Source organism: Streptomyces sp. Wb2n-11 (genome assembly GCF_001049855.1).
Classification (GTDB): Bacteria; Actinomycetota; Actinomycetes; order Streptomycetales; family Streptomycetaceae; genus Streptomyces; species Streptomyces altiplanensis.
Genome location: NZ_CVPB01000001.1, coordinates 358,226 through 383,005, shown reverse-complemented (window position 1 = coordinate 383,005; position 24,780 = coordinate 358,226). Strand labels below are relative to the sequence as shown.

Sequence of the window (24,780 nt, the reverse complement as noted above, 5' to 3'; positions counted from 1 at the left end):
GCGAGCCCGGGAACCGGTCATGCCCGGTTCCCGGGCTCTCCGTCGATGAGACGACGGCCGGAAGGCTGGTAGCCGGCCGGAGCCGTTCGCTGGGGGCTGCGATCGACACGGCCGCCCCGTGGCGGACGACGAGCCCGTCGCACTGTGGTGGGTGGCCACCGCGGGGTAGCGGTGAAACGGGTGCAGTCGTTGATCCTCCCGCTGGTCATGCCGGAGCCGAGCGGGCGGCCGACGGCTTCGCGGGCAGAGAGGCCCTGCTGGTCGGCCCGCCTCTGGACCGGCCCAGTGCCGGGCTGCGGAACCCTCTTTCCGGGCCCCGGCGGCGTGCTGGCGGGGCCCGCACGGCCGTGGGTCCGACCGGTACCAGCCGGTCGACGTCCCCGGCTGGTGACACATGGCCCAGCACGACGCTCCTGGGAACTCGCCTTCCGGCAAGATCGTTCAACCGGCATGCCGCACCACCCGGACACCCCTGCCGTACGCCCCATCACCGACGCCGACATCCCTACCGCTGCCGAGACCCTCGCCCGGGCCTTCGCCGACTACCCCTACACCCGGCACGTGGTCGCCGCAGACGACCACGAGGACCGGATCCGGCGCTTCCAGGAGCTCTGCCTGACCCGCATCGGGGTGGTGTACGGCCGTGCGTGGGTTGCCGGCAGGGGCCGCGCTGTCGCTGTATGGGCCACACCTGACCAGGACCCCACGCCCGCCTTTGCCGAGGTCGGCCCGCTGCTCGGTGACCTCATGGGTGACCGGGCGGCTGCCTACGAGTCCGCGGAGCAGGCCCTCGCTCCGTACCGGCCGCACGAGCCGGCGTGGTTCCTCAACACGGTGGGGGTCGCCCCGGAGGCCCAGGGGCAGGGCCTGGGCGGCGCGGTGCTGGTTCCCGGCGTCGAGGCGGCCGCACGCGCCGGGTACCCGGCGTTCCTGGAGACCTCCAGTGAGCGGAACGTGAAATTCTACGAACGCCTCGGCTTCGAGGTCACCGCTGAGGTCTTGCTCCCCGACAACGGACCCCGCACGTGGTGCATGCGCAAGGACCCCCGCTGGTGCTGTGAGCTGTGACCGGAAATATTCGGCAGGTTCAGTGCACCGTTCTCGTGCAGCCATTCCGCCGAGTCGCCGGTCCGGCTTACGGGCCCCGTGAGCCGACGCGCGGTGTGTCCTGCCCGCCGAAGGCGGGGAGAGCGACGGCGGTCATCCCGGAGCTCGGACTGGCTCCGTAGACGTCCGGCAGCCTCCGTTGCACGTCTTCAAGAAATGCATGCTGCGTGTCAGCGGGGCCAAGGCCCACCTCCGCTACCGCCCCAGTCGCCGACGCGTCGCCCGTAGCGGATGCGGAACCGTTCGAAGTGGTGCAGCCAGGTGAAGGTGCGCTCTGCCACCCACCGCACCTTGCCCGGCCCGGAACCGTGCGCGACACCGCGTCGGGATCACCGACTTGATTCCGCCCCTCCGCAGCAGGCGGCGGTATGTGTCGAAGTCGTAGCCCCGGTCGGCGTACAGACGCCGAGGCTTGCGGCAGGGCCGCCCCGAAGCCCTCGAATCGGCGGGTTCGCGTCCAGCAGGGGCAGGAACCGGGTGGCGTCGTGGCGGTTGCCGCCGGTGAGCGTGACAGCGGGCGGAGTCCCGTGGCGGTCGACGATCAGGTGATGCTTGGAGCCGGGACGGGCCCGGTCGACCGGTGAAGGACCGACATGACCCCCTTTTGCGGACTGATGTGCTCGCTACAGGAGGGTTACGATTCAACGCCGCTCCACGACGTGAGCCGGCCGGTGCTGGGGAGCGCCGTGGAACAGCATGTGGTGGGGGAACGATGGCTGGCAGCAGGCCGGCCGGGCGCCGTGCGCCGGCGCGTGCGGCCGGGCTGATGGTCGGAGCGGGCGTACTGGCCGGGCTCGCGGTGGAGTTCCATCTGCCGGGAGGGTCATCCATCCCCGGAAATCGCTGCGGCAGCAGGTACCGGCCCTGTCCGGAAGGCACAACGCCGACGCTTGTGCCGGCCTTCCTGTTCGCCTTTGCGGGCGCCGTCGGGCTCACTGCGGCCATCGCCTCCTTCGGACACGTGCGTCCCGGAAAAGTGGTGCCCGGTGTGCTCGCCGCGGCGGGCGTGATGATCGCGCTGCGGCCCGGTTGGCAGGCCTGCCTATGGATGCGCGGGCCGGTGCTCGACCCTGTCCGGCAGGTCGGCACAGACCGGCCCTCGTCCGTGCGCGGCGTCGGTGCCTGGACCGTGGGCGACGGAGCCGACACGGTCGTTCGCGCCCGGACCGACGCGTTGATCGCTTACGAGTCCAGCACCGGGAACCGTAGTTGGGTCCTGCGGGCGCCCGTGCGCGAATCGGTGTGCGCGATGAGCGACCAGGTCGTCGACGGCATCGGCATCGTCGCCTTCGCAGGGCACGAGAAGCCGTGCGACTTCGTGTGGGGCGTCGACGTACGCAGCGGACGCACGGTGTGGGAGCGCAACATCAGCGGGACTGTGCCGGTCTACGGCCGTGGTGGCGGCGGTTTGCTCAGCGCCGGTACCGGCTGACCGACGGCGCGGCGCGCTGGACCATGAAGCCCGCCGTCGCCGGCACGGGGGAGGGGGAGGACGCCGAATGCGAACCCGTCACGGCCTCCGCTGCCGGAGGCACCACCCGCGTCGTCGTGACCTGCGGCGGTTACCACGGTTTCCACTCGGCGTGGCTCCTCATCCTCGACACATCCACAGGCAAGGAGCTGAGCCGGCGTGCGCTCCCCGTCAACGTTACGGCCCGTGGAAGACGGTCTGCACCCGCTTCCGCCGCTGCGCCATCGGCGCTGACCGGTAGGCGTCGGGGGCGCACAGCGAGTCGGTACCGGGTGCACGCGGCAGGCGGGCTCGCACCACCTCACGTCCAGGACATGCAGCTCGGGGTCTTTGCGGGACGGCAGTACGCCGATCGGCGCATCAGCCCCGACAGGTCGCGGGCTTTCTCGAAGGGCGCCGTCAAGCAAGCTGCGTGTTTTCCCGGGCGGCTGCCAGGCGAGGGGAAGCCGTCCGGGCAGTCGCTTCGTAAATCCTTACCAGGAGGTGCTGTTCGCGAAAAGTTTGCCCGAAGCCCGGAAACCACGGCCCGGTTCAGCAGAGCTGGCCGGTGTACCAGGCGTTGCGGATCTGCTGCGTGGTTCCGAGCTGAGTGGTGCCGGGGTCGACGCAGTGGGTGGTGTCCGGCCAGTTGATCCGGTCGATCTTGATCTTGATGCGGGAGCCGTCGTGGGTGCAGTGGTTGTAGAAGGCCAGGTGGTTGCGGGTGAAATACCCACAGGGATCGGCTGCGGGGGCGGCCGTGGCCGCCGGAGCGGTGGCGCCCAGCAGGAGCGCGGCCAGGGCGAGGGGGAGCAGTCGTCGTGTACGCATGACGGGAACGTACCCACACGGTGAAGCCGGTGAACAATGCCCGCAGAAACAGACAAACTACCCATGGTTCGAGTCTCTCTTCGGTCGGGACCGAGCACGGGGGAGCACATTGGGAGTCGGGGTCGACGGCGCCTGCTCGGTTGGTGACGGCGGCTGCGGCCCGCGTGGCCGTCGTGCTGAAGGGGCCCAGCGTCCTTTCGCTCTCCCGGCGCGGCAGGTCCCGCTCGACGAGCCGGTCCGGCGCGGTCTCGCGAAGCCGGGTGTCGACCTCGATGAGGAGGGTCTGTACGCCCCGCACGCGCTCGGCGGCCTTCTCGTTCACGGCTCGGGGCAGGGGATTGGGCGCTGTCCGCCGGCGACGGCGTGCATCCGCGGTCCGTTCGGCCCCTTGTCCCGCTCGCCGGCCCTGGCGCGGCCGGCCGGGGCGGGCGTGACCGGCACGGCGCCGCCCGGGGTGCGGTGCGGGGTGCCGGCGAACCGCCTGCTTGCCTATCGGGAAAGTCAAAGATAACTTTCCTTGTAGGAAAGTAACGCGGGGACGGGAGGGCGAGGGCCGTGGGCACGCCGTTGGACGCCGAACAGGCATGGCGGGATCTGCAGCGCATCAGGGTGCCGCAGGAGCGGGTGTACGACGAGGTCGAGCGGTCCGCTGCGGGCGGCTCGGGCACCACCTGGGCCACGGCCGCGCTCATGTGGCTCTTCCTGGCCGGTCTGGGCCTGGACCTGCCCGGGTGGGGCGTGGGGCTGGTCCTCGCCGCGTACGTCGCGCTGCTGGGCGTGCTGGCCGTGCTCGACAACCGCCGGAGCCGGGTGCGCCTGCACCACACCCGGTGCACCCCGCGGATGTTCGGCACCTTTGTCGCGGGGGCGGTGGTGACCGGCGGGACGGTCCTGCTGACCGGCCGTCTGGTCGATTCGCTGGAACCGATGCCGGCCAGTCTGATCCAGGCAACGGTCTCGGCGACGGTGTTCGTGCTGTTCGTCGGGCCGGCGGGCCGCTGGGCGGCCGGGTCGGCGCGGGGCCGCGGCCCACAGGCGGCGGGCACCGGAGCGACGGACACGGGGGCAGACCGATGAGCGTCCCCGCCGGCTTCGACGAGCTGATCCATCCCGCCACCCGGCTGTCGGTGGTCGCGCTGCTCGCCGCCACCGAATGGGCGGACTTCGCGTTCGTCCGCGACAGCCTCTCGCTCAGCGACTCCGCGCTCTCCAAACAGCTGCACACCCTGGAGGAGGCCGGATATCTGGAGCTCCGCAAGGAGGGCGGCGGCCGCAAGCGGCGCACCACGGTACGGCTGACGGGCCGCGGCCGCACCGCCTTCGAGGGCCACGTCGCGGCACTCCGGGCGATCGTCGAGGGCGCCGGTTCCCCGGCGGCGGCCGAAACACCACCACGACAGCGACACCCTTCGGAGGCAGGACGTTGACGCCGAAGCGCACACCCGACCAGCCCGTCGTCCACGCGCGCGACGTGACGATGACGTACGGCGGCATCGACGTCCTCCACGGCGTCGACCTGGACATCCACCGCGGTGAGGTCTTCGCGCTGCTCGGACCCAACGGTGCCGGGAAGACCACCACTGTCGAAATCCTGGAGGGCTTCCGGCGGCGTTCCGCCGGCGAGGTGAGCGTCCTCGGCACGGATCCGGAGCGGGGCGACGACGCGTGGCGCGGCCGGATCGGACTGGTCCTGCAGTCCTGGCGCGACCACCGCCGCTGGCGGGTCGCCGAGCTGCTGACGCACTTCGCCACGTACTACCCCGACCCGCGCGACCCGGCCGAACTGCTGGCCCTGGTCGGCCTCGCCGACCAGGGCGGCCGGCAGGTGGACCGGCTGTCCGGCGGCCAGCGCCGGCGGCTGGACGTCGCGCTCGGCATCGTCGGCCGCCCCGAACTCCTTTTCCTGGACGAGCCGACCACCGGCTTCGACCCGGAGGCGCGGCACGAGTTCCACGTACTGGTCGAACGGCTGGCCCGCGACGAGGGTGTCACCGTCCTGCTCACCACCCACGACCTGGTGGAGGCCGAGCGGCTCGCCGACCGGATCGCCATGCTGGTCGGCGGCCGGATCCGGGTCTGCGGCACGCCCGCGGAACTGGCCCGGCGGGCCGCCGCCCGGGCCGAGGTCCGCTGGACGGCGGACGACGGGACGATCCGCCGCGAACGCACCGAGGACCCCTCACGGCTGGTCTGGGAACTCCACCGGCACGCGGACGGCCCGATCGCCGGCCTGGAGGTCCGCCGCCCGACGCTGGAGGACACCTATCTGCACATGGTGCACCGGGAGGCCGACAGCACGGACGGGAACGCGGACAAGGGAGTACAGGCCGCATGAGGAAGACACCCATGGCGAACGGCTGGCGTGCCGGGCTCCAGCGCGGCGGCATCGAGCTGCGGCACCTCCTGCGCAACGGCAAGGAGATGTCCGGCCACCTGACCAACGTGGTCGTCGCGCTACTCGTCGCCGCCTACGTCAGCGACGACGTGCCCGGCACCCGGATCCCGATGGCCCATCTGATGCTGGCGGGCTTCGCCGCCTACCTGCTGTTCCAGATCGGACTGATCAACCTCCCACAGATACTCGTGACCGAGCGGGAGGAGGGGGTCCTGCTGCGGATGCGCACCACACCCGGCGGGATACCGGCCTACCTCGTCGCCAAGTGCGTGCTGGTGGTCGTCATGGCGGTCGGCACCCTGGCCCTGCTCCTGGCGGCCGCGGCGCTGCTGGTGGACGGGCCGCTGCCGCACGGCCCGGGCGACTGGCTGACGCTGCTGTGGGTCACCACGCTCGGGCTGCTCTCCGTCGTACCGCTGGGCGCGGCCATAGGAGCGGTACTGCCCAACCCCCGCGAGGCACTGGCGTTGGTCATGCTGCCGACGATGGGGCTCCTGTTCACCTCCGGAACGGTCTTCCCGATCACCTCGCTGCCGGTGCCGGTTCAGCAGGTGGCCTCGGTCTTCCCGCTCAAGTGGATGGCACAGGGCCTGCGTTCGGCGCTGCTCCCCGACACGGCACGGGCCGCCGAGGCGGCCGGCTCCTGGGAACTGCCCATGGTCGCCCTGGTCCTGACCGCCTGGGCGGTCCTCGGGTTCCTCCTCGCGGTCCCCCTCCTGCGCCGCGCCGCCCGCCGCGAGTCCGGCTCCCGCCTGTCCGCGCGGCACCGCAAGGCGGCCCAGAGCGGCACGCTGCCCGCGTAGGCGCCCTCGTGACCGCCAAGCGGTTGCCCGCCGGCCGGCGCTACGACTTCGGCAGACACCGCGGCCTCCTCGGGGCCCGTCGGACAACTCTGGCGCCCCTTCGCCCGGTTCCGACTCGCCCGCGGCGTCATCTGCTCGAGACGAGTCCGCACCTCGCTGCGAAGCGGCCAGTCGGGCCGGTTCGCGTGTCCGTACGGGCATCACCACCGGCCTGAACAGCGGCCAGGTCGCCGGGCTGAACGCCACCGTGAACCACCCGGAGGGCACCGTCACCGGGCTGATCCGGACCAATGTGTGCACGGAGCCGGACGACAGCGGTGGTGCCCTGTTCACCCGTGACGGTAGCGCGATCGGCCTCACCTCGGCCGGCAGTGGCGACTGCACGTCGGGAGGCGAGACGTTCTTCCAGCCGGTGACGACGGCACTGGCGGCGGTCGGCGCACAGATCGGCGCGGACGACGGAGGCCAGGCCAGGGAGACCAGGGCCAAGACGGCCAAGACCAGCGCGGCCGGAACCAGGGCGGTTTCGACGGCAACTGAGCCGCAGTCACCTCCTCCTCCCCCACGGGCCCGGTGGCGTGCGGGGCTCCGCACGCCACCGGGCCGCGTTCAGAGCGTCTCGCTCAGTGAGTCCGCCAGCCGCCGCCGCGCCGCCCGCGTCGCCGGCAGCGTCGCCGCCGCCACCGCCCCCACCACCGCGCCGGTCACGACGGTCACCAGCACGGGCCACGGCGGCAGACGGGCGATGCCCGCACCCATCCCGCTCGAACTGCCCTGGGCGTCCACCAGCCACGCACCCGACAGCGCACCGAGCGCTGCCCCGGCCACGGCCGCCACCAGCGCCGTCAGGCCGGCGGCGATCACGATCACCGAGCCGATCTGCCGGGGCGTCAACCCGATCGCCTTCAGCGCGAGCAGGTCCCGGCCCCGGTCGCGCACCCCGGTGCCGATCAGCGTCAGCAGCTCGGTCAGCCCGATCAGGGCCAGTACGGCGATCAGGGCCGCGATCACCCCGCGCGCCGGTTCCAGCCGGTCGGCGGGATTGGGTGTCTCGCGGATCTCCAGGGTGCCGCCCACCGCCTCGTCGAGCGCGGCCCGTACGGCCCTCGGGTCGGCGCCGTCGGCCAGCACCAGCGCGTGGAAGTCGGGCCGCAACCGCGGATCGCGGTCCCCCAGCGTGTCGAGGGTCGTGGAAACGACCCGTCCGCCCGATTCCGGTTCGATGCTGCGGCCCACGATGTGCAGGATCTGCGGCCGGCCCTCGACCGTCATCCGCACCCAGTCGCCGATCCGTACGCCGAGGAGGTCGAGCAGCCCCTGCCCCGCGACCGCCTCGTCGGGACCACGGGCCGCCCGGCCCTCGGCGACGGCCGACGGGTACGGCCGTCCGGCGGTGCCGAGCCCGCGCAGCGTGATGGTGCCGGTCTGCCCGGGTACGAGGGCCGCCATCTCGGCGCCCGGATGGACGGCGGCGACTTCGGGGATCTCGGCCAGGGTCCGCAGCAGCTCCTCCTCCGTGGGCCCGCCGGGCTGCTGTGCCCGTACCGTCAGCGCCGCGGGCATCCCCATCTCAGCCGGCCGGCTGCGGAACCGGTCGAGTGTGGACCAGGCCACCAGCGCGACCGTGATCAGCACCAGCGGCAGTGCGAGGCGCCCCACGGCGACGGCCGTACGGCCCCGGCGCGGGAAGGCCGAGCGCCAGCCGAGGACCAGCGCCGGCGGCACCCGGAGCCCGAGCGCCCGCCGCCCGAGTGCGGTCATCGGCGCGGCCGACGGCTGGGCGGCGCGGGCCACCGGGACCGGCGGGACCCGCCCGGCACGCCAGGCCGCGAACCCGGTCGCCGCAGCGATCAGCAGGATCGCGCCGCACGGCACGCCGGTCATGAGCGCCGCGTATCCGGGCAGGTCCTGCCACAGGGCGGCCGCGTCGCCGATCGGGCCCGGTATCCGCTCGCCCAGGACGGCGATCGCGGCCGTCCCGAGGGCGACGCCGAGCAGGGCGAACGCCAGATGCTGCACAAGGAAACCGCGTACGACCTGCCCCGGCGTGAAGCCCACGGCCTTGAGCACGGCGATGTCCCGCAACTGCCCGCGCACGCGGGCGCCGATCGCCCCGGACGCGGCGAACGCGGCCGCGAGCAGCGCGCCGAGACCGAAGACGGCGAAGAGCTGGCCGAACAGCCGGTCGTCGCCGCCGGCCTCCGCCCGCGCCTGCTGCCACTTGGTGACCTGGGCGACCCGGTCGGCGCCGAGCACGGTCACCGCCCGCTGGACCATGAAGTCGGTGTCACCGGCGTTCTCCAGCCGCAGCCCCACGCTCTGTCCGGTGTCGTCGGGGGCGAGGGTGTCGAGCGTGCCGGGCAGCACCCAGCCGATGCCGGGCCCGCCGTCCGGCCGGTAGCGGGGCTCCGCCGCCTCCGCGACGCCGGTCACGCGCAGGGCGCTCGCGGCGCCGTCCTGCCCGGTGACCCGTACGGTGTCGCCGGGTTCGGCCCACAGCGCCCGGGCGACCGAGCTCTCCAGTACGACGGTACCGGCCGCCGGGCCGCCGCCGGACGGGGCGAGCCAGTTGCCGGAGGTCACCAGCGGGCGCCCCACCTCGGGCGGCCGGGTCTGTGCGGCGCGCAGCGCGACCGCGGCCCGCGCGCCCTGCGTCTCGACGGTGGTGGCAGCGGTCCGGTAGGGGCCGGAGAGCGCGGCGACGCCGTCGAGCCCGGACAGGGCGGCCGTATCGGCGCCCGCCCTGGTCTGCAGCCAGATGTGCGCGCCCTGCGACTGATTGAAGGTCCGCTGCCACGGGTTGGCGGCGTAGCTGAACAGCGCGCCCGCCAACAGCAGCGAGGCGATGATCCCCGCGCTGGCGAGGACGACGAAGAGTGCCTCGCCGCGGTGTGCGCGGAAGTCGGCGTGCGCCCAGCGCAGGGTGGCCCGCACGGTCACCCCTTCAGTTCGAGCACGCTGGACACCCCGCCGCCCGGGCCGCTCCGCCCGGCGCCGAGTTCGGCGTCGTCCGCGATGCGTCCGTCGAAGAAGCTGATGACACGGTCGGCGGCGCTGGCCATCCGGGCGTCATGGGTGACCATCAGGATCGTCTGGCCGCGCTGGTGGAAGCGGGAGAGCAGCCGCAGTACCTCCCGGGTCCCCTTGCTGTCGAGGCTGCCGGCCGGTTCGTCGGCGAGCAGCAGGGCGGGGTGGTTGACCAGGGCGCGGGCGAGCGCGACCCGCTGCTGCTCCCCTCCGGAGAGCTCGCCGGGCATGGACTTCTCGCGGCCTTCGAGGCCGAGCTCGGCGAGGAGTTCGGCGCGGGACGCGCGGGCGGCTCTGGGGGAGGCGCCCGCGAGCAGTGCGGGCAGTTCGACGTTGTCGGCGACGGTGAGGTTGGAGACCAGGTTGAAGAACTGGAAGACGACGCCGATGCTGCGCCGCCGCAGCACCGCCCAGCGGGCTTCGCGGTACGTGTCGACCCGCTGCCCGTCGAGCCACAGCTTTCCGCTGTCGGGCCGCTGGAGACCGCCGATCAGATGCAGCAGCGTGGATTTCCCGGCACCCGAGGGCCCGGTGACCGCGACGAACTCGCCGGGCCGGACGGTCAGGTCCACACCGCGCACGGCGTGCACCGGTGCGCCTTCGCCGCGGTGCGTCTTGGTCAGCCCCTCGGCGCGCACGATGGGCGCGGCGGCTCCGCCCGAAGGCGCTGTGGTGTCGCTCACTCCAGTTCCTCCTGGCAGCGCTCCAGCCAGTCGAGGTCGGCCTGCAGATGCAGCATGGCCCCCTCGATCAGCAGCTGGGAGATCCTGTTGTCCCGGTCCTCGGCGGCGGCCAGTTTCGACAGGTTCCGCATGGTGTTGAGGTACTGCCGCCGCTGTTTGTTGATCAGGGCGATCGGGTCGGCGAGTCCCGATTCCGGGGCGAGCGCGAGCTTCATGAAGAACTCGTCCCGCACCCTCGGCTCGTCCGTGGTCTCCTCGAACCAGGCCTGCACCGCCTCACGTCCGGCGTCGGTGAGCCGGTACGTGCGCTTGTTGGGCCGGCCCGACTGCTCGACGTCCTCGCCGTCGATCAGACCGCTCTTCTCCAGCCGGCCCAGGGTGACGTAGACCTGGCCGATGTTCGGCTGAGGGTACGCGGCGCCGAGGAGCTGTTCAAGGTGCTGCTTCAACTCGTAACCGTGCGCCGGGCCACGGGTGAGGAGTGCCAGGAGCGGCAGCCGCACGCGCTCTCCCTCCCTCCCGCTGACATGGTTTCCTGTTGTTCCGGCAGCGGCCGTGTGGCCGGTGGCACTCACCCCGTCTGCCTGGACGTCTAGTATCGCCCATGCCTAACGGGTATATATAGGCCGCGATGGCCGGCGGCGCAGCCGGATCGTGCACGGGGAGGGGCCTATGCGGTGGATGCGTGCCGCGGGTAGAGGGCTCCTGGTCGCGGCGGTACTGCTGACCGGTCATGCCGGTTCCGGCGTCCGGGCCCAGTCGGCGGGCCCCGAGGGCCGCGGGCCCATGGCACTGGTGACGGCGGGCGATCTCACCGACTATCTCGCGCCGTTGCTCGACGACTGGAACAGGGCCCGCCCCGACGAGCGGGTGACCCTGGTCGAGCTGCCGGACTCGGCCGACGAGACCCGGGCGCAGATGATCAGCGAACTGCGCTCCGGCAGCGACCGCTTCGACGTGCTGAACATCGATGTGGCGTGGACGTCCGAGTTCGCCGCGGCGGGCTGGATCTCCCCGCTGCACCGTGACCGCTTCCCGCTGAAGAGCTTCCTGCGGCCGGTCGTCGACACCGCCACCTTCGACGGACGGCTGTACGCGGTCCCGTACGTCACCAACGCCGGACTGCTCTACTACCGCAAGGACATCCTCGAGCGGGAGGGCGAGAAGCCGCCCCGCACCTGGGCCGAACTGTCCCGCCAGGCCCGCACGGTCGCCCCCGGGCACGGCCTGGACGGTTACGCGGGCCAGTTCCTGCCCTACGAAGGGCTGACCGCCAACGTCACGGAGGCCGTGCACTCGTCCGGCGGGTCGATCCTGCGGGACGACGGCGACCGCGTCACCGTGGACTCCGCCGCCGCCCGGGAGGCGCTGACGTTCCTGGCGGACGGGGTGCGGGAGGGCTGGATCCCCCGCGAGGCGCTCCGGTACAAGGAGGAGGAGTCCCGCCAGGCGTTCCAGGACGGCAGGCTGCTCTTCCTCCGCAACTGGCCGTACGTCTACACCGACGCGAGTGCCGGAGACTCGAAGGTCGCGGGGAAGTTCGGCGTGGTGCCGCTGCCAGGGCCGGCCGGACCGGGGACGAGCGTGCTGGGCGGCTCCAACCTCGCCGTCAGCAGCCACTCCCGCCATCCGGCGTCGGCCGCGGACCTGATCGCGTACCTCACCAGTGAGCGGGTCCAGCGCCAGGTGCTCACCGAGGGTTCGCTGCCGCCGGTCCGCGCCGCGCTGTACGAGGACCCGGAGCTGATCGAGGCCCATCCGTATCTGCCGACGTTGCGCAAGAGCGTGCTGTCGGCGGTCCCGCGGCCCAAGAGCCCGCGCTACGACCAGGTGAGCCTGGCCGTCCAGGCGGTGGCGCAGGACGTCATGGCACTGCGGCAGACGCCCGGGGAAGCAGTGGAGCGGCTCGCGCGCGAGCTTGCCGCGATCTCCCGCGAGGACTGACGCCGCCGCTCCGTCGACTCAAGAGGCCGCTAGCTACCTGTTAGGTAGCAGCCCCTTTTTCTTATTCCCTTCATTCTGCGGCAAACCACCCCAGCTTTCAGCTGTTTCTGGATACGTCGTTGACACCTTCGAGTCGCTGCTACTTAACATGCATGCATAACGGCGTACCCGATCCGGGGCGCACTCGCATCCAGCAGAAACAGGTCGACGCGAGATGCTCAGCACGCTTCCGGCCGGCACCGGCCACCCCGCCCGCACCGCTGCCACCCCTGATCCCTGGTGGCGCGACGCGGTGATTTACCAGGTCTACGTCCGCAGCTTCCTCGACAGCACCGGGGACGGCATCGGCGACCTGGCCGGCGTACGCGCCGGGCTGCCCTACCTCAGGAAGCTCGGCGTCGACGGCATCTGGCTCAGCCCCTTCTACCCGTCCCCGCAGCACGACCACGGCTACGACGTCACCGACTACACCGGCGTCGATCCCGTCTACGGCGACCTCGCCGAGTTCGACCTGCTGGTGTCCGACGCACGCCGCCTCGGACTCAGGCTGCTGCTCGACATCGTCCCCAACCACTGCTCCAGCGCGCACCCCTGGTTCCACGGGGCGCTCGCCGCGGGTCCCGGCGGCGCCGCCCGCTCCCGCTTCCACTTCGCGCCGGGCCGCGGCCCCGGCGGGGACGAGCCGCCCAACAACTGGCGCGCCATGTTCGGCGGCCCCGCCTGGAGCCGCGTCACCGAGCCCGACGGCACTCCGGGAGAGTGGTACCTCCACCTCTTCACCCCGGAGCAGCCCGACCTCAACTGGCGTGACCCGGCCGTCGGCGACGACTTCGAGCGGGTACTGCGCTTCTGGCTGGACCGCGGCGTCGACGGTTTCCGCATCGACGTCGCCGCAGGACTCTTCAAGCACCCGGAGCTCCCCGACTCCGACGACCCGTACGCCGACGAGCGGGCCCGCGACTCGGTCAACCAGCTGGCCTGGAACCAGCCCGAGGTCCACGGAGTGTGGCGCCGCTGGCGCTCGGTCTGCGACGAGTACGCGGCCCGCGACGGCAAGGACCGGCTGCTCGTCGGCGAGGTCTCCGTACCGACCGCCCGTGAACACGCCGAGTACGTCCGAGCCGACGAACTGCACCAGGCGTTCTTCTTCGACCTGCTCTCCGCCCCCTGGGACGCGGACGCCTTCCGCTCGACCATCGACGAGGCGATACGCGACATCGCCGGCACCGGTTCGACCGTCACCTGGGTCCTCAACAACCACGACCAGGTCCGCACCGTCACCCGGTACGCGGGCGAGCCCGGCGTGGAGGGCAGCGGCCTCGGCGCCGCCCGCGCCCGCGCGGCGGCCCTCCTCATGCTCGCCCTGCCCGGCGCCGCGTACGTCTACCAGGGAGAGGAGCTCGGGCTGCCCGAGGTCCTCGACCTGCCGGACGAGGTGCTCACCGACCCGATCTTCCACCGCACCGGCAGCCGCAAGCGCATCCGCGACGGCTGCCGCGTCCCGCTGCCCTGGTCCGGCCACGCTTCCCCGTTCGGCTTCAGCCAGGGCGCGGCCGGGGCCCGGCCGTGGCTCCCGCAGCCCGAGTGGTTCGCGGACCACGCCACCGACCGGGCCCTGGCCGACACCCGCTCCTTCTGGCACCTGTACCGCGACGGCCTGCAACTGCGGTGCAGCCTGCCGCAGTTGGGCGAAGGAACCCTGCGCTGGCTCGACGCGCCCCCGCAGGTCCTGGCCATGGCCCGCGGCGACGGGCTGATCTGCACCGTCAACTTCGGTACGGAGCCGGTCCCCGCACCCGTGACCGGGACCCCACTGCTCTCCAGCGGCCCCTGCCCCGACGGTGTGCTCCCCGGAGCCACCGCCGCCTGGTGGACCGGCGACCACTCCGCCTCATGACCCTCATCCCCGGAAGGACCCTCACCATGCGACGAACCGTCAGAACGACCACCAGGGCGACCGCCCTGCGCACGGCCGCCACGGCCTCCGCCGTACTCGGTCTCACCCTCGGCGCCACCGCCTGCGGCGACACGACCGGCCCCGCGAGCGGCGGCGAGCTCAGCGGCAGGACCGTGACCGTCGCCGGCGTATGGACCGGCAGCGAGCAGAAGAACTTCAAGAAGGTGCTCGACGCCTTCAGCGAGAAGACCGGCGCCAAGACCGTGTTCGTCCCCTCCGGCGACAACGTCTCCACGTTCGTCGGCAGCAAGATCGAGGGAGGCAACGCGCCCGATGTCGTGATGGTGCCCCAGGTCGGTGTCCTCCAGCAGTTCGCGAAGGAGGGCTGGCTCAAGCCGCTGTCCGACGAAACCGCCAAGACGGCCACCGCCGGGCTCGCCCCCGTGTGGAAGAACTACGGGGCCGTCGACGGCACGTACTACGGCCTCTACTTCAAGGCCGCCCACAAGTCCACCGTCTGGTACAGCCCCGAGGCCTTCACCCAGGCCGGCGTCAGCGCGCCCAAGACCTACGACGACCTCCTGAAGGCGGGCCGCACACTCGCCGACTCCGGCCGCCCCGCCTTCGCGATCGCCGGCGAGGACGGCTGGACCCTCACCGACTGGTTCGAGAACATCTACCTCTCCCAGGCCGGACCCGAGAAGTACGACCGGCTCGCCCAGCACGAACTCAAGTGGACGGACGAGAGCGTCGTCGAAGCGCTGACCACGCTCGGCGAAGTGTTCAAGGACCCCCAGCTCGTCGCGGGCGGCGCCAAGGCCGCGCTGCAGACCGACTTCCCGGCCTCCGTCGAGCAGGTCTTCGGCCCTGAGCCCAAGGCGGGCATGGTCTACGAAGGCGACTTCATCGGCGGCATGGCCAAGGACGAGTTCGGCCGGGAGCTCGGCGAGGACGCCGACTTCTTCCCGTTCCCCACCGTCGACGGTGGCGAGGCCCCCGTGGTCAGCGGCGGCGACGCCGCCGTGGTCCTCAGGGACGGCGCGAACAGCGAGGCCGGCATGAAGCTCATCGAGTTCCTCGCCACGCCCGAGGCGGCCGAGATCTGGGCCGGCGCCGGCGGGTTCCTGTCGCCCAACAAGAACGTCAGCCTCGACGCGTACGGCGACGACACCACGCGCTCCACCGCCAAGTCCCTCGTCGAAGCCGGCGACTCCGTCCGCTTCGACATGTCCGACCAGGCGCCCGCGGCGTTCGGCGGCACCAAGGGCGCGGGCGAGTGGAAACTCCTCCAGGACTTCCTGCGCGACCCGTCCGACCCGAAGGCGACCGCCGCGAAGCTCGAGGCCGCCGCCGCCAAGGCGTACGGGAACTGAGGCCGACCACCATGGCCGACATCCTCAAGGAGCGGGCCCCGAGCGCCCGCACCCCCCAGACCGGCGCCGCGCCCGACCCGCGGCGCCGGGCCCAGCGCAGGAAACGCCGCGTCGCGGTCCTCTTCGTCCTGCCGGCCCTGCTGCTCCTCGGGGCGCTCGTCGTCTACCCCGTCGTCTTCTCCGTCGGACGCAGCCTGTTCGACGCGAGCGGGGAGCAGTTCGTCGGCGCGGCGAACTACACCGAGATCTTCCAGGACCCCGCCACCCTCAAAGCCGTCCGCAACAGCACCATCTGGGTCGTCGTCGCGCCGGCCCTGCTGACCGGCCTCGGCCTGATGCTGGCCGTCCTCACCGAAAAGGTGCGCTGGGCGACCGCCTTCAAGCTGGTGCTCTTCCTGCCCATGGCGGTCTCCTTCCTCGCCGCGGGCATCGTCTTCCGGCTCGCCTACGAGCAGGACCCCGACCGCGGTGTGATCAACGCGGCGGTCGTCGCGGCGCACGACGCCTTCGAGGACCCGGCCGCCTACCCGACGGCCCGCGCCCGCGAGGACCAGGGCCTCGGGGGAGCGGCCGGCGGCCCGTACACCACCACAGAGGCCGTCCGCCCCGGCACGCCGGTCACCCTCGGCTTCGTCGGCGTGGCACCCGGCGCGATGCCGCCCGGGGCGAAGACCGCCACCGTCCCGGACCCCGGCGCGGACGGGATCGGCGGCGTCGCCTACCTCGACTTCGCACCGGGCGGCGGCGGCACCCAGGGCAAGGTCGATCCGGCGGAGAAGGGCCTGCCCGGCATGACCGTCGAAGCCGTGCGCGACGGCAGGGTGGCCGCGAGCACGACGACCACGGCCGACGGCTCCTTCCGGTTCGAGGGCCTCGCGGACGGCGAGTACACCGTCCGGCTGCCCGCCTCGAACTTCACCGCGCCCTACCAGGGCGTGAACTGGCTCGGCCCCGCCCTCGTCACACCGGCCGTCATCGGCGCCTACCTGTGGGTGTGGACCGGCTTCGCGATGGTGCTCATCGGCGCCGGACTCGCCGCCGTCCCGCGTGACGTGCTGGAGGCGGCCCGGATGGACGGCGCGACCGAGGGCCAGATCTTCCGCAAGATCACCGTGCCGCTGCTGGCGCCCGTGCTCACCGTCGTCTTCGTGACGCTGGTCATCAACGTGATGAAGGTCTTCGACCTCGTCTACATCATCGCGCCGGGGCCGGTCCAGGAAGAGGCCGACGTCCTGGCCACCCGGATGTGGCTGGTGTCCTTCGGCGGCGGCAACGACCAGGGGCTCGGCAGCGCACTGAGCGTCCTGCTGCTCCTGCTGGTCGTCCCGGCCATGATCTTCAACGTCCGGCGCTTCCGAAGGAGCCGATCATGAGTGGCCGCACCACCGTCGAGCGCCGGCCGGCCGAACGGCCCGCCCCCGTCCACCCCGTCCCCCTCGCGCCGCCCGCGCGACCCCGGCGAAAGAGCCGGCTCGGCGCATGGCTCGGCAACGGCGCCGTCCAGGCCGTACTGATCGTGGTCGCGCTCATCTGGATCACACCGCTGGCGGGCCTGTTCCTCTCCTCCCTGCGCTCCGAGCGGGACAACGCGTCCGACGGCTGGTGGACGGCGCTGACCGACCCCTCACAGCTGTCCCTGGACAACTACACCGCGCTCTTCCGGGACTCCGGCATCGGCGAGGCCTTCTGGAACACGGTCCTGATCTCCGTCCCCACGACCCTGCTGGTCGTCGGTATCGCGGCGCTCGCCGGATACGCCTTCGCCTGGCTGGACTTCCCCGGCCGCGACGTGATCTTCCTGATAGTCGTCGGCCTGCTGGTCGTGCCCGTCCAGATCGGACTGCTGCCGGTCGCCAAACTCTTCGGCGCGGTAGGACTGTTCGGCACGGTCGCGGGCGTCGTCCTCTTCCACGTCGCGTACGGGCTGCCGTTCGCCGTCTTCCTGCTGCGGAACTACTTCGCCGAGATCCCGAGGGAGATGCTGGAAGCCGCACGGATGGACGGCGGCTCGGAGTGGCGGATCTTCTCCCGCCTCGTCCTCCCGCTCGGCCGCCCGGCCATCGCGAGCCTTGCGATCTTCCAGTTCCTGTGGGTGTGGAACGACATGTTGGTCGCGCTGCTCTTCGCGGACAGCGAGTCCCAGCCGCTGACGGTGGAGCTCCAGTCCCAGATGCGGCAGTTCGGCAGCAACATCGGGGTGCTGGCGCCGGGGGCGTTCCTGTCGCTGGTGGTTCCGCTGGTCGTCTTCTTCGCCTTCCAGCGGCACTTCGTGCAGGGCGTGATGGCGGGGTCGCTGAAATAAGGGGGCGCGCGGGCGGGGCGGTGTTGCGCAGCCGCCCCCGGCGCTCTGCCCCCGCCCCCTGCACCCCGCCCCCCGCACCTCGGTCTCCCTCTCCGGCCGCCTGTGACGCGTACCGTGCGAGCCTCCGAAGGGGCGCGGGAACCGGCGGAGTCCCGGTCAGGTGCCGCTTGCTGACGAGGGCTCGGCGAAGGCGCCGGCGACTGCGGCGAGAACGGCGGTCCTGGCCGCATGGCCGGGCAGCCGCGGGTCGGGGGGCGTACGCAGGAGTACCAGCGAGTGGTACAGCGGCGCGGTGGCGGCGACGAGCAGTCGCCGGGCGTCGGTGCGCGGCGGGAGTTCGCCGCGCCGGACCGCCCGGCTGACACAGATCTCGCAGCGGGCGTACCGGTCCTCCCAGAGCCGCTGCTGGGCACGGGCGGCCTTCTCGGAGCGGAACGAGGCGGCGATCAGCGCTGCGACGACCGGCGGCTGTGCACTCAGGGCTTCATGAATCTCCTGATTCAGTGCTGCCAGGTCGCTCTCCAGTGAACCGGTGTCCGGTGGCTGCCAGCCGTCGTCGCTCGCCGCGTCGAGGACGTCGGCGAGCAGACCGCCGACGTCTCCCCACCGCCGGTACACCGTGGTGCGATGCACGCCCGCGCGGGCGGCGACGGTGTCAATGCCGAGTCCGTCGTAGCCGTGTTCGCCGAGCTCCGCGAGGACCGCGTCGAGGACCTGCGCACGGATACGGGCGGTGCGGCCCCCGGGGCGCCGCGTCGGAGGCGGCCGGGTGCTCTCCGGTTCTGGGGCTTCGAAAGTCATCGCTGGTGATCCGTTGCTCCGGGGACGGCGTTGTGGCAACATCTTAACGCATCAGTTGTCGCACTAGTGGAGTGATCAATGCTCTTCCGAAGCGTTCGCCCGGTCCCGCGGCCCATGTCTGCCGCCTCGTCCTCGAATGCTTTGGAGTCCCCGCATGCCTACACAGATCACCGCGCTCGCCGTCAGCAAGTCCTACAACGGCAGGCTCGTCCTTGACTCGGTGACCTGCTCGCTCGCCGCCGGCGAGCGCACCGGGATCATCGGCGAGAACGGATCCGGCAAGACCACGCTGCTGCGGCTGTTCGCCGGGCATGAACGGCCCGACCAGGGCGAGGTCGTCGTCCGGGCCGCCGGCGGCGTCGGCTACCTCGCCCAGGACGAGCGGCTGGCCCCGCAGGCGACCGTTCAACAGATCATCGACCGGACCCTGAGCGATCTACGCGCCGTCGAGCGGCGCATGCGCCGCCTGGAGGCCGCGATGGCCGACGGCGACGAGTCCGGCACGGCCGAGTACGGCGATCTGATGACCGTCTTCGAGCTGCGCGGCGGCTATGACGCCGATGCCCGGGTGGAACGTGCCCTGTACGGCCTCGGCCTGGGGCTGGTGAGCCGTGACCGCACCGTGGGCACGCTGTCCGGCGGAGAACAGGTCAGGTTGCGGCTGGCGGCCGTGCTTGCGGCGGCGCCGGAGGTGCTGCTGCTGGACGAGCCGACCAACCACCTCGACGGCACGGCCTTGACCTGGTTGGAAGACCATCTGCGCACCCGGCGGGGCACGACGGTGACGGTCTCCCACGACCGCGCCTTCCTCGAGCGCGTCGCCACCAGCCTGCTGGAGGTGGACACCGACCGGCGCCGCGTCGTCCGCTACGGCAACGGCTACGCCGGCTACCTCGCCGAGAAGACGGCTGCCCGGCAGCGCTGGGCTCAGGCGTACGACCAGTGGCGGACGGACGTCGACCGGCTGCGCGAGGCCGCCGCGACCACCGCCCGTCAGGTGGCCCCGGGCCGTGCGATGAAGGACGGCAACAAGATGGCTTACGACCGGGCGGGCGGACGAGTGCAGCAGTCGCTGGCCGGCCGGGTGCGCAACGCCGAGGAACGGCTGCGCCGCCTGCTCGCCGACCCGGTCCCGCCCCCGCCGGAGCCGCTGCGCTTCACCCCGGTACTGCGCGCCCGTCGCCCGCAGGGCGCCGTACTCGACGTCGCGGACGTCGCCGTCACCGGCCGGCTCGACCGCACGAACCTCACCGTCACGGCGGGCGAACACCTGTTGATCACGGGGCCGAACGGATCGGGCAAGAGCACCCTGCTCGGCGTCCTGGCCGCACGAGTCGCCCCCGACAGCGGGAGTGTCACCCGCCGCGGCAGGATCGGCCACCTCCCCCAAGAGCCGCGCCCGGGAAAACCGGACGAGACCGTACTGGCCGCCTTCGCCCGCAGGCGGGCGGGAGAGAGCGCTGACCACGCCGAACAGCTGCTGTCCCTCGGTCTGTTCGACCGCGACCGGTTCACGGTGCCGGTCGGCCGACTGTCCACCGGACAGCGGCAGCGCCTCGCCTTGGCGCGACTGCTCAGCGAGCCGTCGGACGTCCTGCTGCTCGACGAACCCACCAACCATCTGTCCCCCGCTCTCGTCGAGGAGCTGGAGACCGCCCTGATGGGGTACGACGGCGCCCTCGTGATCGTCAGCCATGACCGCCGACTGCGCCGGCGCTGGTGGGGCGCCCGCCTGGCCATGCGCGCGACGTCGACGTCCGCCACCGCGTGCTGAGACCTTCCAGCCCGGTCCCGCGGGCTTCCTGAACCCCCTTCCCCCTTCGCACCCGTCACAGAGGAAGCGATACGTCATGCCACCTGTTCCCGCCGACCCGACCGTGCTCCGTCCGATGCCCGAGCAGCCGCGAGTGGTGCTGCTGAAGCCACTGGTCACCTCGCCGCTGATCGAGGTCGGGGAGTTCTCCTACTACGACGATCCGGACGATCCAACGGCCTTCGAGACCCGGAACGTGCTGTATCACTACGGTCCGGAGAAGCTGGTCATCGGTAAGTTCTGCGCGCTGGGCGAAGGCGTGCGGTTCGTCATGAACGGCGCCAACCACCGCATGGACGGCCCCTCGACGTTCCCCTTCCCGATCATGGGCGGTTCCTGGGCCGAGCACTTCGATCTGATCACCGGCCTGCCCGGCCGGGGCGACACCGTGGTCGGCAACGACGTCTGGTTCGGGTACCGGGCCATGGTGATGCCCGGCGTCCGTATCGGCCACGGAGCGGTCGTCGCTTCCGGTTCCGTCGTCGTCGACGACGTTCCCGACTACGGCATCGTCGGCGGCAACCCCGCCAGGCTCGTCCGCCGCCGCTACAGCGACGCGGACGTCAACCGCCTCCTGGCCCTGGCCTGGTGGGACTGGCCGCTCCGGCACATCACCGAACACGTCCGCACGATCATGTCCGGCAGCATCGACGACCTGGAGGACGCGGCGGCCGCACAGGCTGCAGAGGCACGTCAGGACCCGCCGCCGGCCCGTTGAACGGTCCTGGCAGAGGCCGACCGGCCCCGCGAAGGCCGGGCTCCTCCCGGGGAAGCGCTACGTGCGGTGAGGCCGAGCGGGTTCACCGCCGTGTCACCGAACGCCGGTGGACGCCCTGTATGCGGCGATCCCCTCACATTCCAGCACCGAGAATCGAGCTGCCGGCATGTCTGCTCCCTCCCACCACGACCTGTTCACCGACTGGCTTCACGCCCACGCGGTCCCGCTCGCCCACCTCGATCCCGCGGCGCCGCTCGACGGCCTGGAGCCGCTGCGCTGGATGCGCCGGCACAACCGCACCGCCTCACCACCGGTGCGTTTCGCCGGCATCGGCATCCCGGCGGCCGGCGGGTCCCTGCTCCCCGCCCTGGCCCCGGTCGCCGACTGCCTGTGCCACGTCGATTCCGAAACACTGTCGATGATCCAGACGGCGATGCGGATCGCCGAATCGTTCGCCGGTGGCTCCGGGGCCGACACCGCGCCCGCGTGGGCACGCCTGCCCACACTGCCGAACAGGACGCCCTCAGCGCCGCCTTGACGCGGCTGCTCATCCGCTTCCGTTCCGTCGAACCGCTGTACGTCTCCCGCGGCGGCCGGTCGGGCTATGACATCGCCCTGCGACGCCTCGAAGGCGCCTGCCACGCCGACTACACCTTCCGCGCCCTGGCTGACCTCTTCGCCGGCGAAGGGCTGACCGCCGACACTTCGGCCCGGGATGCGCAGCCGCGGTGGAACACCCACCGGAACGAGGGGCGGCCCCGCGGTCGCCCACCTGCCTCGGGCACGCCCCGGGATCGGCCACCCGGGTTGCGTTGCGGTCGGCACAGGCACATTTGGGTTCCACCCCTCTGCGTACGCGAGCGGCGGAATGATCGAGCGCTTTACGGTGGGTTGTGCGTGGTCGGAACGGCTGCCCGTGAAGCCGCAGGGCGGGCTGTGCGTCTGCGCAGCCGTCGGCCCTCCCGTGGGGAGGGGCCGGGAGGGACGGCGCGGCTCCGCCCGTGTGGCAGTACACAGGGCGGGGTCGGGGGACGGGGGCCTTCGCCTGGGAGGCGAGAGGATCACCGCCGTCACAGCATTGCACTGGATTCAGCCAGACAACAGGGTCATGACTGAAACTCGTATCTCAGGCCGTGCTGCCGCCGTCATGCGCCGTCTCGCGCGTCCGGCGACTTCAGCCCGGCAAGTGCTTCATGTCGCCGACGACTGGCACCGGAGCCGCCCGGCCTGTCCCGTGCGGGCCGGAGAAGAGGGCCGGAGGGGGACTTCGCCCGAGGGGGCGGTCCGGGGGGTACTCGCGATCAATCCGGCAGTTGAGGGAGGGGGCAGTCGGGGACTTGTTCCGCCACCCGCCCCGGCAGTCCGCCTGCGACGAGCGCCTCGACGCGGCCGGGTCGCTGATCAGCCGAGTGATCGAAGTCCTGGGATTGAGTGATCTGCATCACATGCTGTCACAGCTGTCCGTCACGCGGTGTCTTGAGGCCGAACCCCTTGATGCAGAGGAGACACCGTGACCGAGAACATCGATGTCGTCGTGATCGGCGGCGGATACGCCGGTGTCATGGCGGCCAATCGCCTGACGCAGCGCGACGACGTGACCGTGACCCTGATCAACCCGCGCTCGGTCTTCGTCCCGCGCCTGCGCCTGCACCAACTGGTGGGCGGGTCCCACGACGCGGTCGTCGACTACCGCCAGATCCTGGCCGAGGGCGTCCGGCTGACCGTCGACACCGTGACCCGGATCGACACGGCCGAGCGCGGCGTGGCACTGGCGAGCGGCGGCACGGTCGGCTATGACTACCTGATCTACGCGGCGGGCAGTGGCAGCACCGGCCTGCGCGTTCCCGGGGCGGCCGAATTCGCTCACCCGGTCGCCACCCTGGAGGCCGCGCAGCGGCTGCGGTCGGTCGTCGACGCCGCGCACACGACGGCCGCCCTGACGGTTGTCGGTGCCGGTCCGACGGGCATCGAGACCGCCGCCGAGCTGGCGGAACGGGGCCGCCGGGTGACCCTGGTCTGCGGAGGCGTGCTCGGTCCGTACCTGCACCCTCGGGCCCGACGCACGGTCGCCAAGCGGCTCGCCCGGCTCGGGGTGACCGTGCTCGACGGTCCCGACACGAAGGTCACGGCGGTGACGCGCCACGCCGTGCACCTCGGTGACGGCCGTGAGCTGCCGAGCGAGGTCACCGTCTGGACCGCCGGCTTCGGTGTGCCGGATCTGGCCGCGCGCAGCGGGCTGAGCACCGACGCGATGGGGCGCCTGCTCACGGACGAGACGCTTACCAGCACGGCCGACAAGCGCATCGTCGCCGCCGGGGACTCGGCGGCACCGTCCGACCTGCCGTTCCGGATGAGCGCCTATGCCGCGGGCTGCCTGGGCGCCCATGCCGCGGACACGGTCCTCAGCCGCATCGCGGGCAAGCGGCCCGAGCCCGTCAGCCTGTCGTTCCCCGCCATGTGCGTCAGCCTGGGGCGTCGCGCCGGCGTCTTCCAGTTCGCGCACAAGGACGACACCGCGATGAGGCTCTACGTCGGCGGCCGCGCCGGCGCGAAGCTCAAGGAGCTCTCCTGCCAGTTCAGTGTCAAGCATCTGGTGAACGAGGCGCGCAAGCCCGGTTCGCACACCTGGCCCAAGGGCGACAAGCGCCGGGGGATACTGCGGGCCGAGCGGGGTGAAACGCCGCTCACCACCGAACCGGCAGCTTGACCAGGCATGCGAGGAAGAGGGGCCGAGACATGACCGACCACTCCACCGACCCGGCGACCGAGGCGTTCGTGGCCCACCGCAGTCTGCTCTTCACGGTCGCCTACGAGATGCTGGGATCGGCGGCCGACGCCGAGGACGTCCTCCAGGAGACCTGGCTGCGGTGGGTCAAGGTGGACCTGGGGCAGGTGGACGACCAGCGGGCGTACCTGGTCCGGATCACGACCCGGCAGTCGCTCAACCGGCTGCGCGCCATGAAGCGACGCAGGGAGGCGTACGTCGGCCAGTGGCTGCCCGAGCCGCTGCTCACCGCGCCGGACGTGGCCGAGGACATCGAGCTCGCCGAGAGCGTGTCGATGGCGCTGATGATCGTCCTGGAGACGCTGTCGCCGACCGAACGGGCCGTCTTCGTGTTGCGCGAGGTCTTCGACGTCGGCTACGACGAGATCGCGGCCGCGGTGGACAAGAGCCCTGCGGCCGTCCGCCAGATCGCGCACCGCGCCCGCCGCCACGTCGACGCCCGACGCCCCCGGAAGGCAGTCTCCCCGAGCGCTGCCCGGGCGGCTGTCGAGTCGTTCCGGCGCGCTCTCGAAACCCGGGACCCGCAGGGCCTCCTGGACGTGCTCGCCCCGGACGTCGTCCTCGTGAGCGACGGCGGCGGCGTGAAGGGGGCCGCGCTGCGGCCGATCATCGGCGCCGAGAAGCTGGTCCGCTTCTACCTCGGCGGCTCCAGCAAGCTCGAGGCCACGATCACTTGTTCACCCGCCGTGGTCAACGGCAATCCGGCACTGGTCCTGAGCCTGGACGCCGAAATCGACGGCGTCATGGGGCTGCGTGTCGAGGACGGCCGCATCACGGGCGTCTATTACGTCCGCAACCCGGAGAAACTCACCCGTGTCGAGACCGAGACCCCGCTCACCCTGCGATGAGCA

The 24,780-nt window shown here is 71.9% G+C and carries 21 protein-coding genes and 2 pseudogenes; 17 read left to right on the top strand and 6 right to left on the bottom strand.

Annotated features, from left to right (window positions below):
- Positions 1 to 450: 450 nt before the first annotated feature.
- A complete protein-coding gene (locus BN1555_RS01515) occupies positions 451 to 1,068 on the top strand; it encodes a GNAT family N-acetyltransferase (RefSeq protein WP_093797164.1) in 618 nt (205 codons plus the stop codon).
- A 254-nt stretch (positions 1,069 to 1,322) separates the two neighbouring features.
- Here BN1555_RS01515 and BN1555_RS01510 read toward each other — a convergent pair.
- A pseudogene (locus BN1555_RS01510) lies at positions 1,323 to 1,697 on the bottom strand (transposase); the annotation flags it as partial.
- Between the two features lie 371 nt (positions 1,698 to 2,068).
- On the opposite strand from BN1555_RS01510, the gene BN1555_RS01505 reads away from it, so the two are divergent.
- On the top strand, positions 2,069 to 2,539 hold the full coding sequence (locus BN1555_RS01505) for a PQQ-binding-like beta-propeller repeat protein (RefSeq protein ID WP_141662796.1): 471 nt from the start codon (positions 2,069 to 2,071) through the stop codon (positions 2,537 to 2,539).
- Positions 2,540 to 3,109: 570 nt separating this feature from the next.
- Here BN1555_RS01505 and BN1555_RS01500 read toward each other — a convergent pair.
- Positions 3,110 to 3,388 (bottom strand): DUF6355 family natural product biosynthesis protein, encoded by a 279-nt coding sequence (locus BN1555_RS01500; RefSeq protein WP_093797160.1) that lies wholly within the window; start codon positions 3,386 to 3,388, stop codon positions 3,110 to 3,112.
- Between the two features lie 555 nt (positions 3,389 to 3,943).
- On the opposite strand from BN1555_RS01500, the gene BN1555_RS01495 reads away from it, so the two are divergent.
- The 5 genes and pseudogenes from BN1555_RS01495 to BN1555_RS01475 form a co-directional block, all read left to right on the top strand.
- On the top strand, positions 3,944 to 4,465 hold the full coding sequence (locus tag BN1555_RS01495; protein ID WP_255305821.1) for a hypothetical protein: 522 nt from the start codon (positions 3,944 to 3,946) through the stop codon (positions 4,463 to 4,465).
- Complete coding sequence (locus BN1555_RS01490; RefSeq protein ID WP_093797158.1) at positions 4,462 to 4,815, top strand: transcriptional regulator; 354 nt, start codon at positions 4,462 to 4,464, stop codon at positions 4,813 to 4,815. The genes BN1555_RS01495 and BN1555_RS01490 overlap by 4 nt, the downstream gene beginning before the upstream one ends.
- A 50-nt stretch (positions 4,816 to 4,865) precedes the next feature.
- Positions 4,866 to 5,723: an ABC transporter ATP-binding protein gene (locus BN1555_RS01485; RefSeq protein ID WP_218058234.1), complete on the top strand. Its 858-nt coding sequence runs from the start codon at positions 4,866 to 4,868 to the stop codon at positions 5,721 to 5,723.
- Between the two features lie 11 nt (positions 5,724 to 5,734).
- Positions 5,735 to 6,586: an ABC transporter permease gene (locus BN1555_RS01480; RefSeq protein WP_093797154.1), complete on the top strand. Its 852-nt coding sequence runs from the start codon at positions 5,735 to 5,737 to the stop codon at positions 6,584 to 6,586.
- A gap of 178 nt (positions 6,587 to 6,764) precedes the next feature.
- Positions 6,765 to 7,040 (top strand): annotated as a pseudogene (locus BN1555_RS01475) (trypsin-like serine protease); the annotation flags it as partial.
- Between the two features lie 155 nt (positions 7,041 to 7,195).
- Here the strand turns inward: BN1555_RS01475 and BN1555_RS01470 are convergent.
- The 3 genes from BN1555_RS01470 to BN1555_RS01460 are packed head-to-tail and all read right to left on the bottom strand — an operon-like array spanning position 7,196 to position 10,799.
- On the bottom strand, positions 7,196 to 9,520 hold the full coding sequence (locus tag BN1555_RS01470; RefSeq protein WP_093803097.1) for an ABC transporter permease: 2,325 nt from the start codon (positions 9,518 to 9,520) through the stop codon (positions 7,196 to 7,198).
- Between the two features lie 2 nt (positions 9,521 to 9,522).
- On the bottom strand, positions 9,523 to 10,296 hold the full coding sequence (locus BN1555_RS01465; RefSeq protein WP_093797152.1) for an ABC transporter ATP-binding protein: 774 nt from the start codon (positions 10,294 to 10,296) through the stop codon (positions 9,523 to 9,525).
- Positions 10,293 to 10,799 carry a PadR family transcriptional regulator gene (locus BN1555_RS01460; protein WP_093797150.1) on the bottom strand — a complete coding sequence of 169 codons (507 nt, stop codon included), beginning with the start codon at positions 10,797 to 10,799 and terminating at the stop codon, positions 10,293 to 10,295. Before BN1555_RS01460 ends, BN1555_RS01465 begins: the two co-directional genes overlap by 4 nt.
- Positions 10,800 to 10,968: 169 nt before the next feature.
- On the opposite strand from BN1555_RS01460, the gene BN1555_RS01455 reads away from it, so the two are divergent.
- From BN1555_RS01455 to BN1555_RS01435, 5 genes are all read left to right on the top strand, one after another.
- Positions 10,969 to 12,240, top strand: a complete 1,272-nt coding sequence (locus BN1555_RS01455) for an ABC transporter substrate-binding protein (RefSeq protein WP_093797148.1) — start codon at positions 10,969 to 10,971, stop codon at positions 12,238 to 12,240.
- A gap of 214 nt (positions 12,241 to 12,454) precedes the next feature.
- Positions 12,455 to 14,137, top strand: coding sequence for a glycoside hydrolase family 13 protein (locus BN1555_RS01450; protein WP_093797146.1), 1,683 nt, complete (start codon positions 12,455 to 12,457; stop codon positions 14,135 to 14,137).
- Positions 14,138 to 14,163: 26 nt separating this feature from the next.
- Positions 14,164 to 15,510, top strand: a complete 1,347-nt coding sequence (locus BN1555_RS01445; protein WP_255305820.1) for an ABC transporter substrate-binding protein — start codon at positions 14,164 to 14,166, stop codon at positions 15,508 to 15,510.
- 11 nt (positions 15,511 to 15,521) lie between these two features.
- Positions 15,522 to 16,883 carry an ABC transporter permease gene (locus BN1555_RS01440; protein ID WP_093797144.1) on the top strand — a complete coding sequence of 454 codons (1,362 nt, stop codon included), beginning with the start codon at positions 15,522 to 15,524 and terminating at the stop codon, positions 16,881 to 16,883.
- On the top strand, positions 16,880 to 17,812 hold the full coding sequence (locus tag BN1555_RS01435; RefSeq protein WP_255305819.1) for a carbohydrate ABC transporter permease: 933 nt from the start codon (positions 16,880 to 16,882) through the stop codon (positions 17,810 to 17,812). The genes BN1555_RS01440 and BN1555_RS01435 overlap by 4 nt, the downstream gene beginning before the upstream one ends.
- A gap of 156 nt (positions 17,813 to 17,968) precedes the next feature.
- Here BN1555_RS01435 and BN1555_RS01430 read toward each other — a convergent pair whose 3' ends face one another.
- Positions 17,969 to 18,613, bottom strand: coding sequence for a TetR/AcrR family transcriptional regulator (locus BN1555_RS01430; RefSeq protein ID WP_093797142.1), 645 nt, complete (start codon positions 18,611 to 18,613; stop codon positions 17,969 to 17,971).
- A 154-nt stretch (positions 18,614 to 18,767) separates the two neighbouring features.
- On the opposite strand from BN1555_RS01430, the gene abc-f reads away from it, so the two are divergent.
- The 5 genes from abc-f to BN1555_RS01400 all read left to right on the top strand — a co-directional run bounded on the left by abc-f (position 18,768) and on the right by BN1555_RS01400 (position 24,777).
- Positions 18,768 to 20,387, top strand: a complete 1,620-nt coding sequence (abc-f, locus tag BN1555_RS01425) for a ribosomal protection-like ABC-F family protein (RefSeq protein ID WP_176709912.1) — start codon at positions 18,768 to 18,770, stop codon at positions 20,385 to 20,387.
- A gap of 76 nt (positions 20,388 to 20,463) precedes the next feature.
- Positions 20,464 to 21,144, top strand: a complete 681-nt coding sequence (locus BN1555_RS01420; RefSeq protein WP_093797138.1) for a CatB-related O-acetyltransferase — start codon at positions 20,464 to 20,466, stop codon at positions 21,142 to 21,144.
- Between the two features lie 166 nt (positions 21,145 to 21,310).
- Positions 21,311 to 21,682 carry an erythromycin esterase family protein gene (locus BN1555_RS01415; protein WP_255305818.1) on the top strand — a complete coding sequence of 124 codons (372 nt, stop codon included), beginning with the start codon at positions 21,311 to 21,313 and terminating at the stop codon, positions 21,680 to 21,682.
- A gap of 972 nt (positions 21,683 to 22,654) precedes the next feature.
- A complete protein-coding gene (locus BN1555_RS01405) occupies positions 22,655 to 23,851 on the top strand; it encodes an NAD(P)/FAD-dependent oxidoreductase (protein ID WP_093797134.1) in 1,197 nt (398 codons plus the stop codon).
- Between the two features lie 29 nt (positions 23,852 to 23,880).
- The gene (locus BN1555_RS01400; RefSeq protein WP_093797132.1) at positions 23,881 to 24,777 is read left to right on the top strand and encodes an RNA polymerase sigma-70 factor; all 897 of its coding nucleotides are present in this window, start codon (positions 23,881 to 23,883) and stop codon (positions 24,775 to 24,777) included.
- Positions 24,778 to 24,780 lie beyond the last annotated feature (3 nt).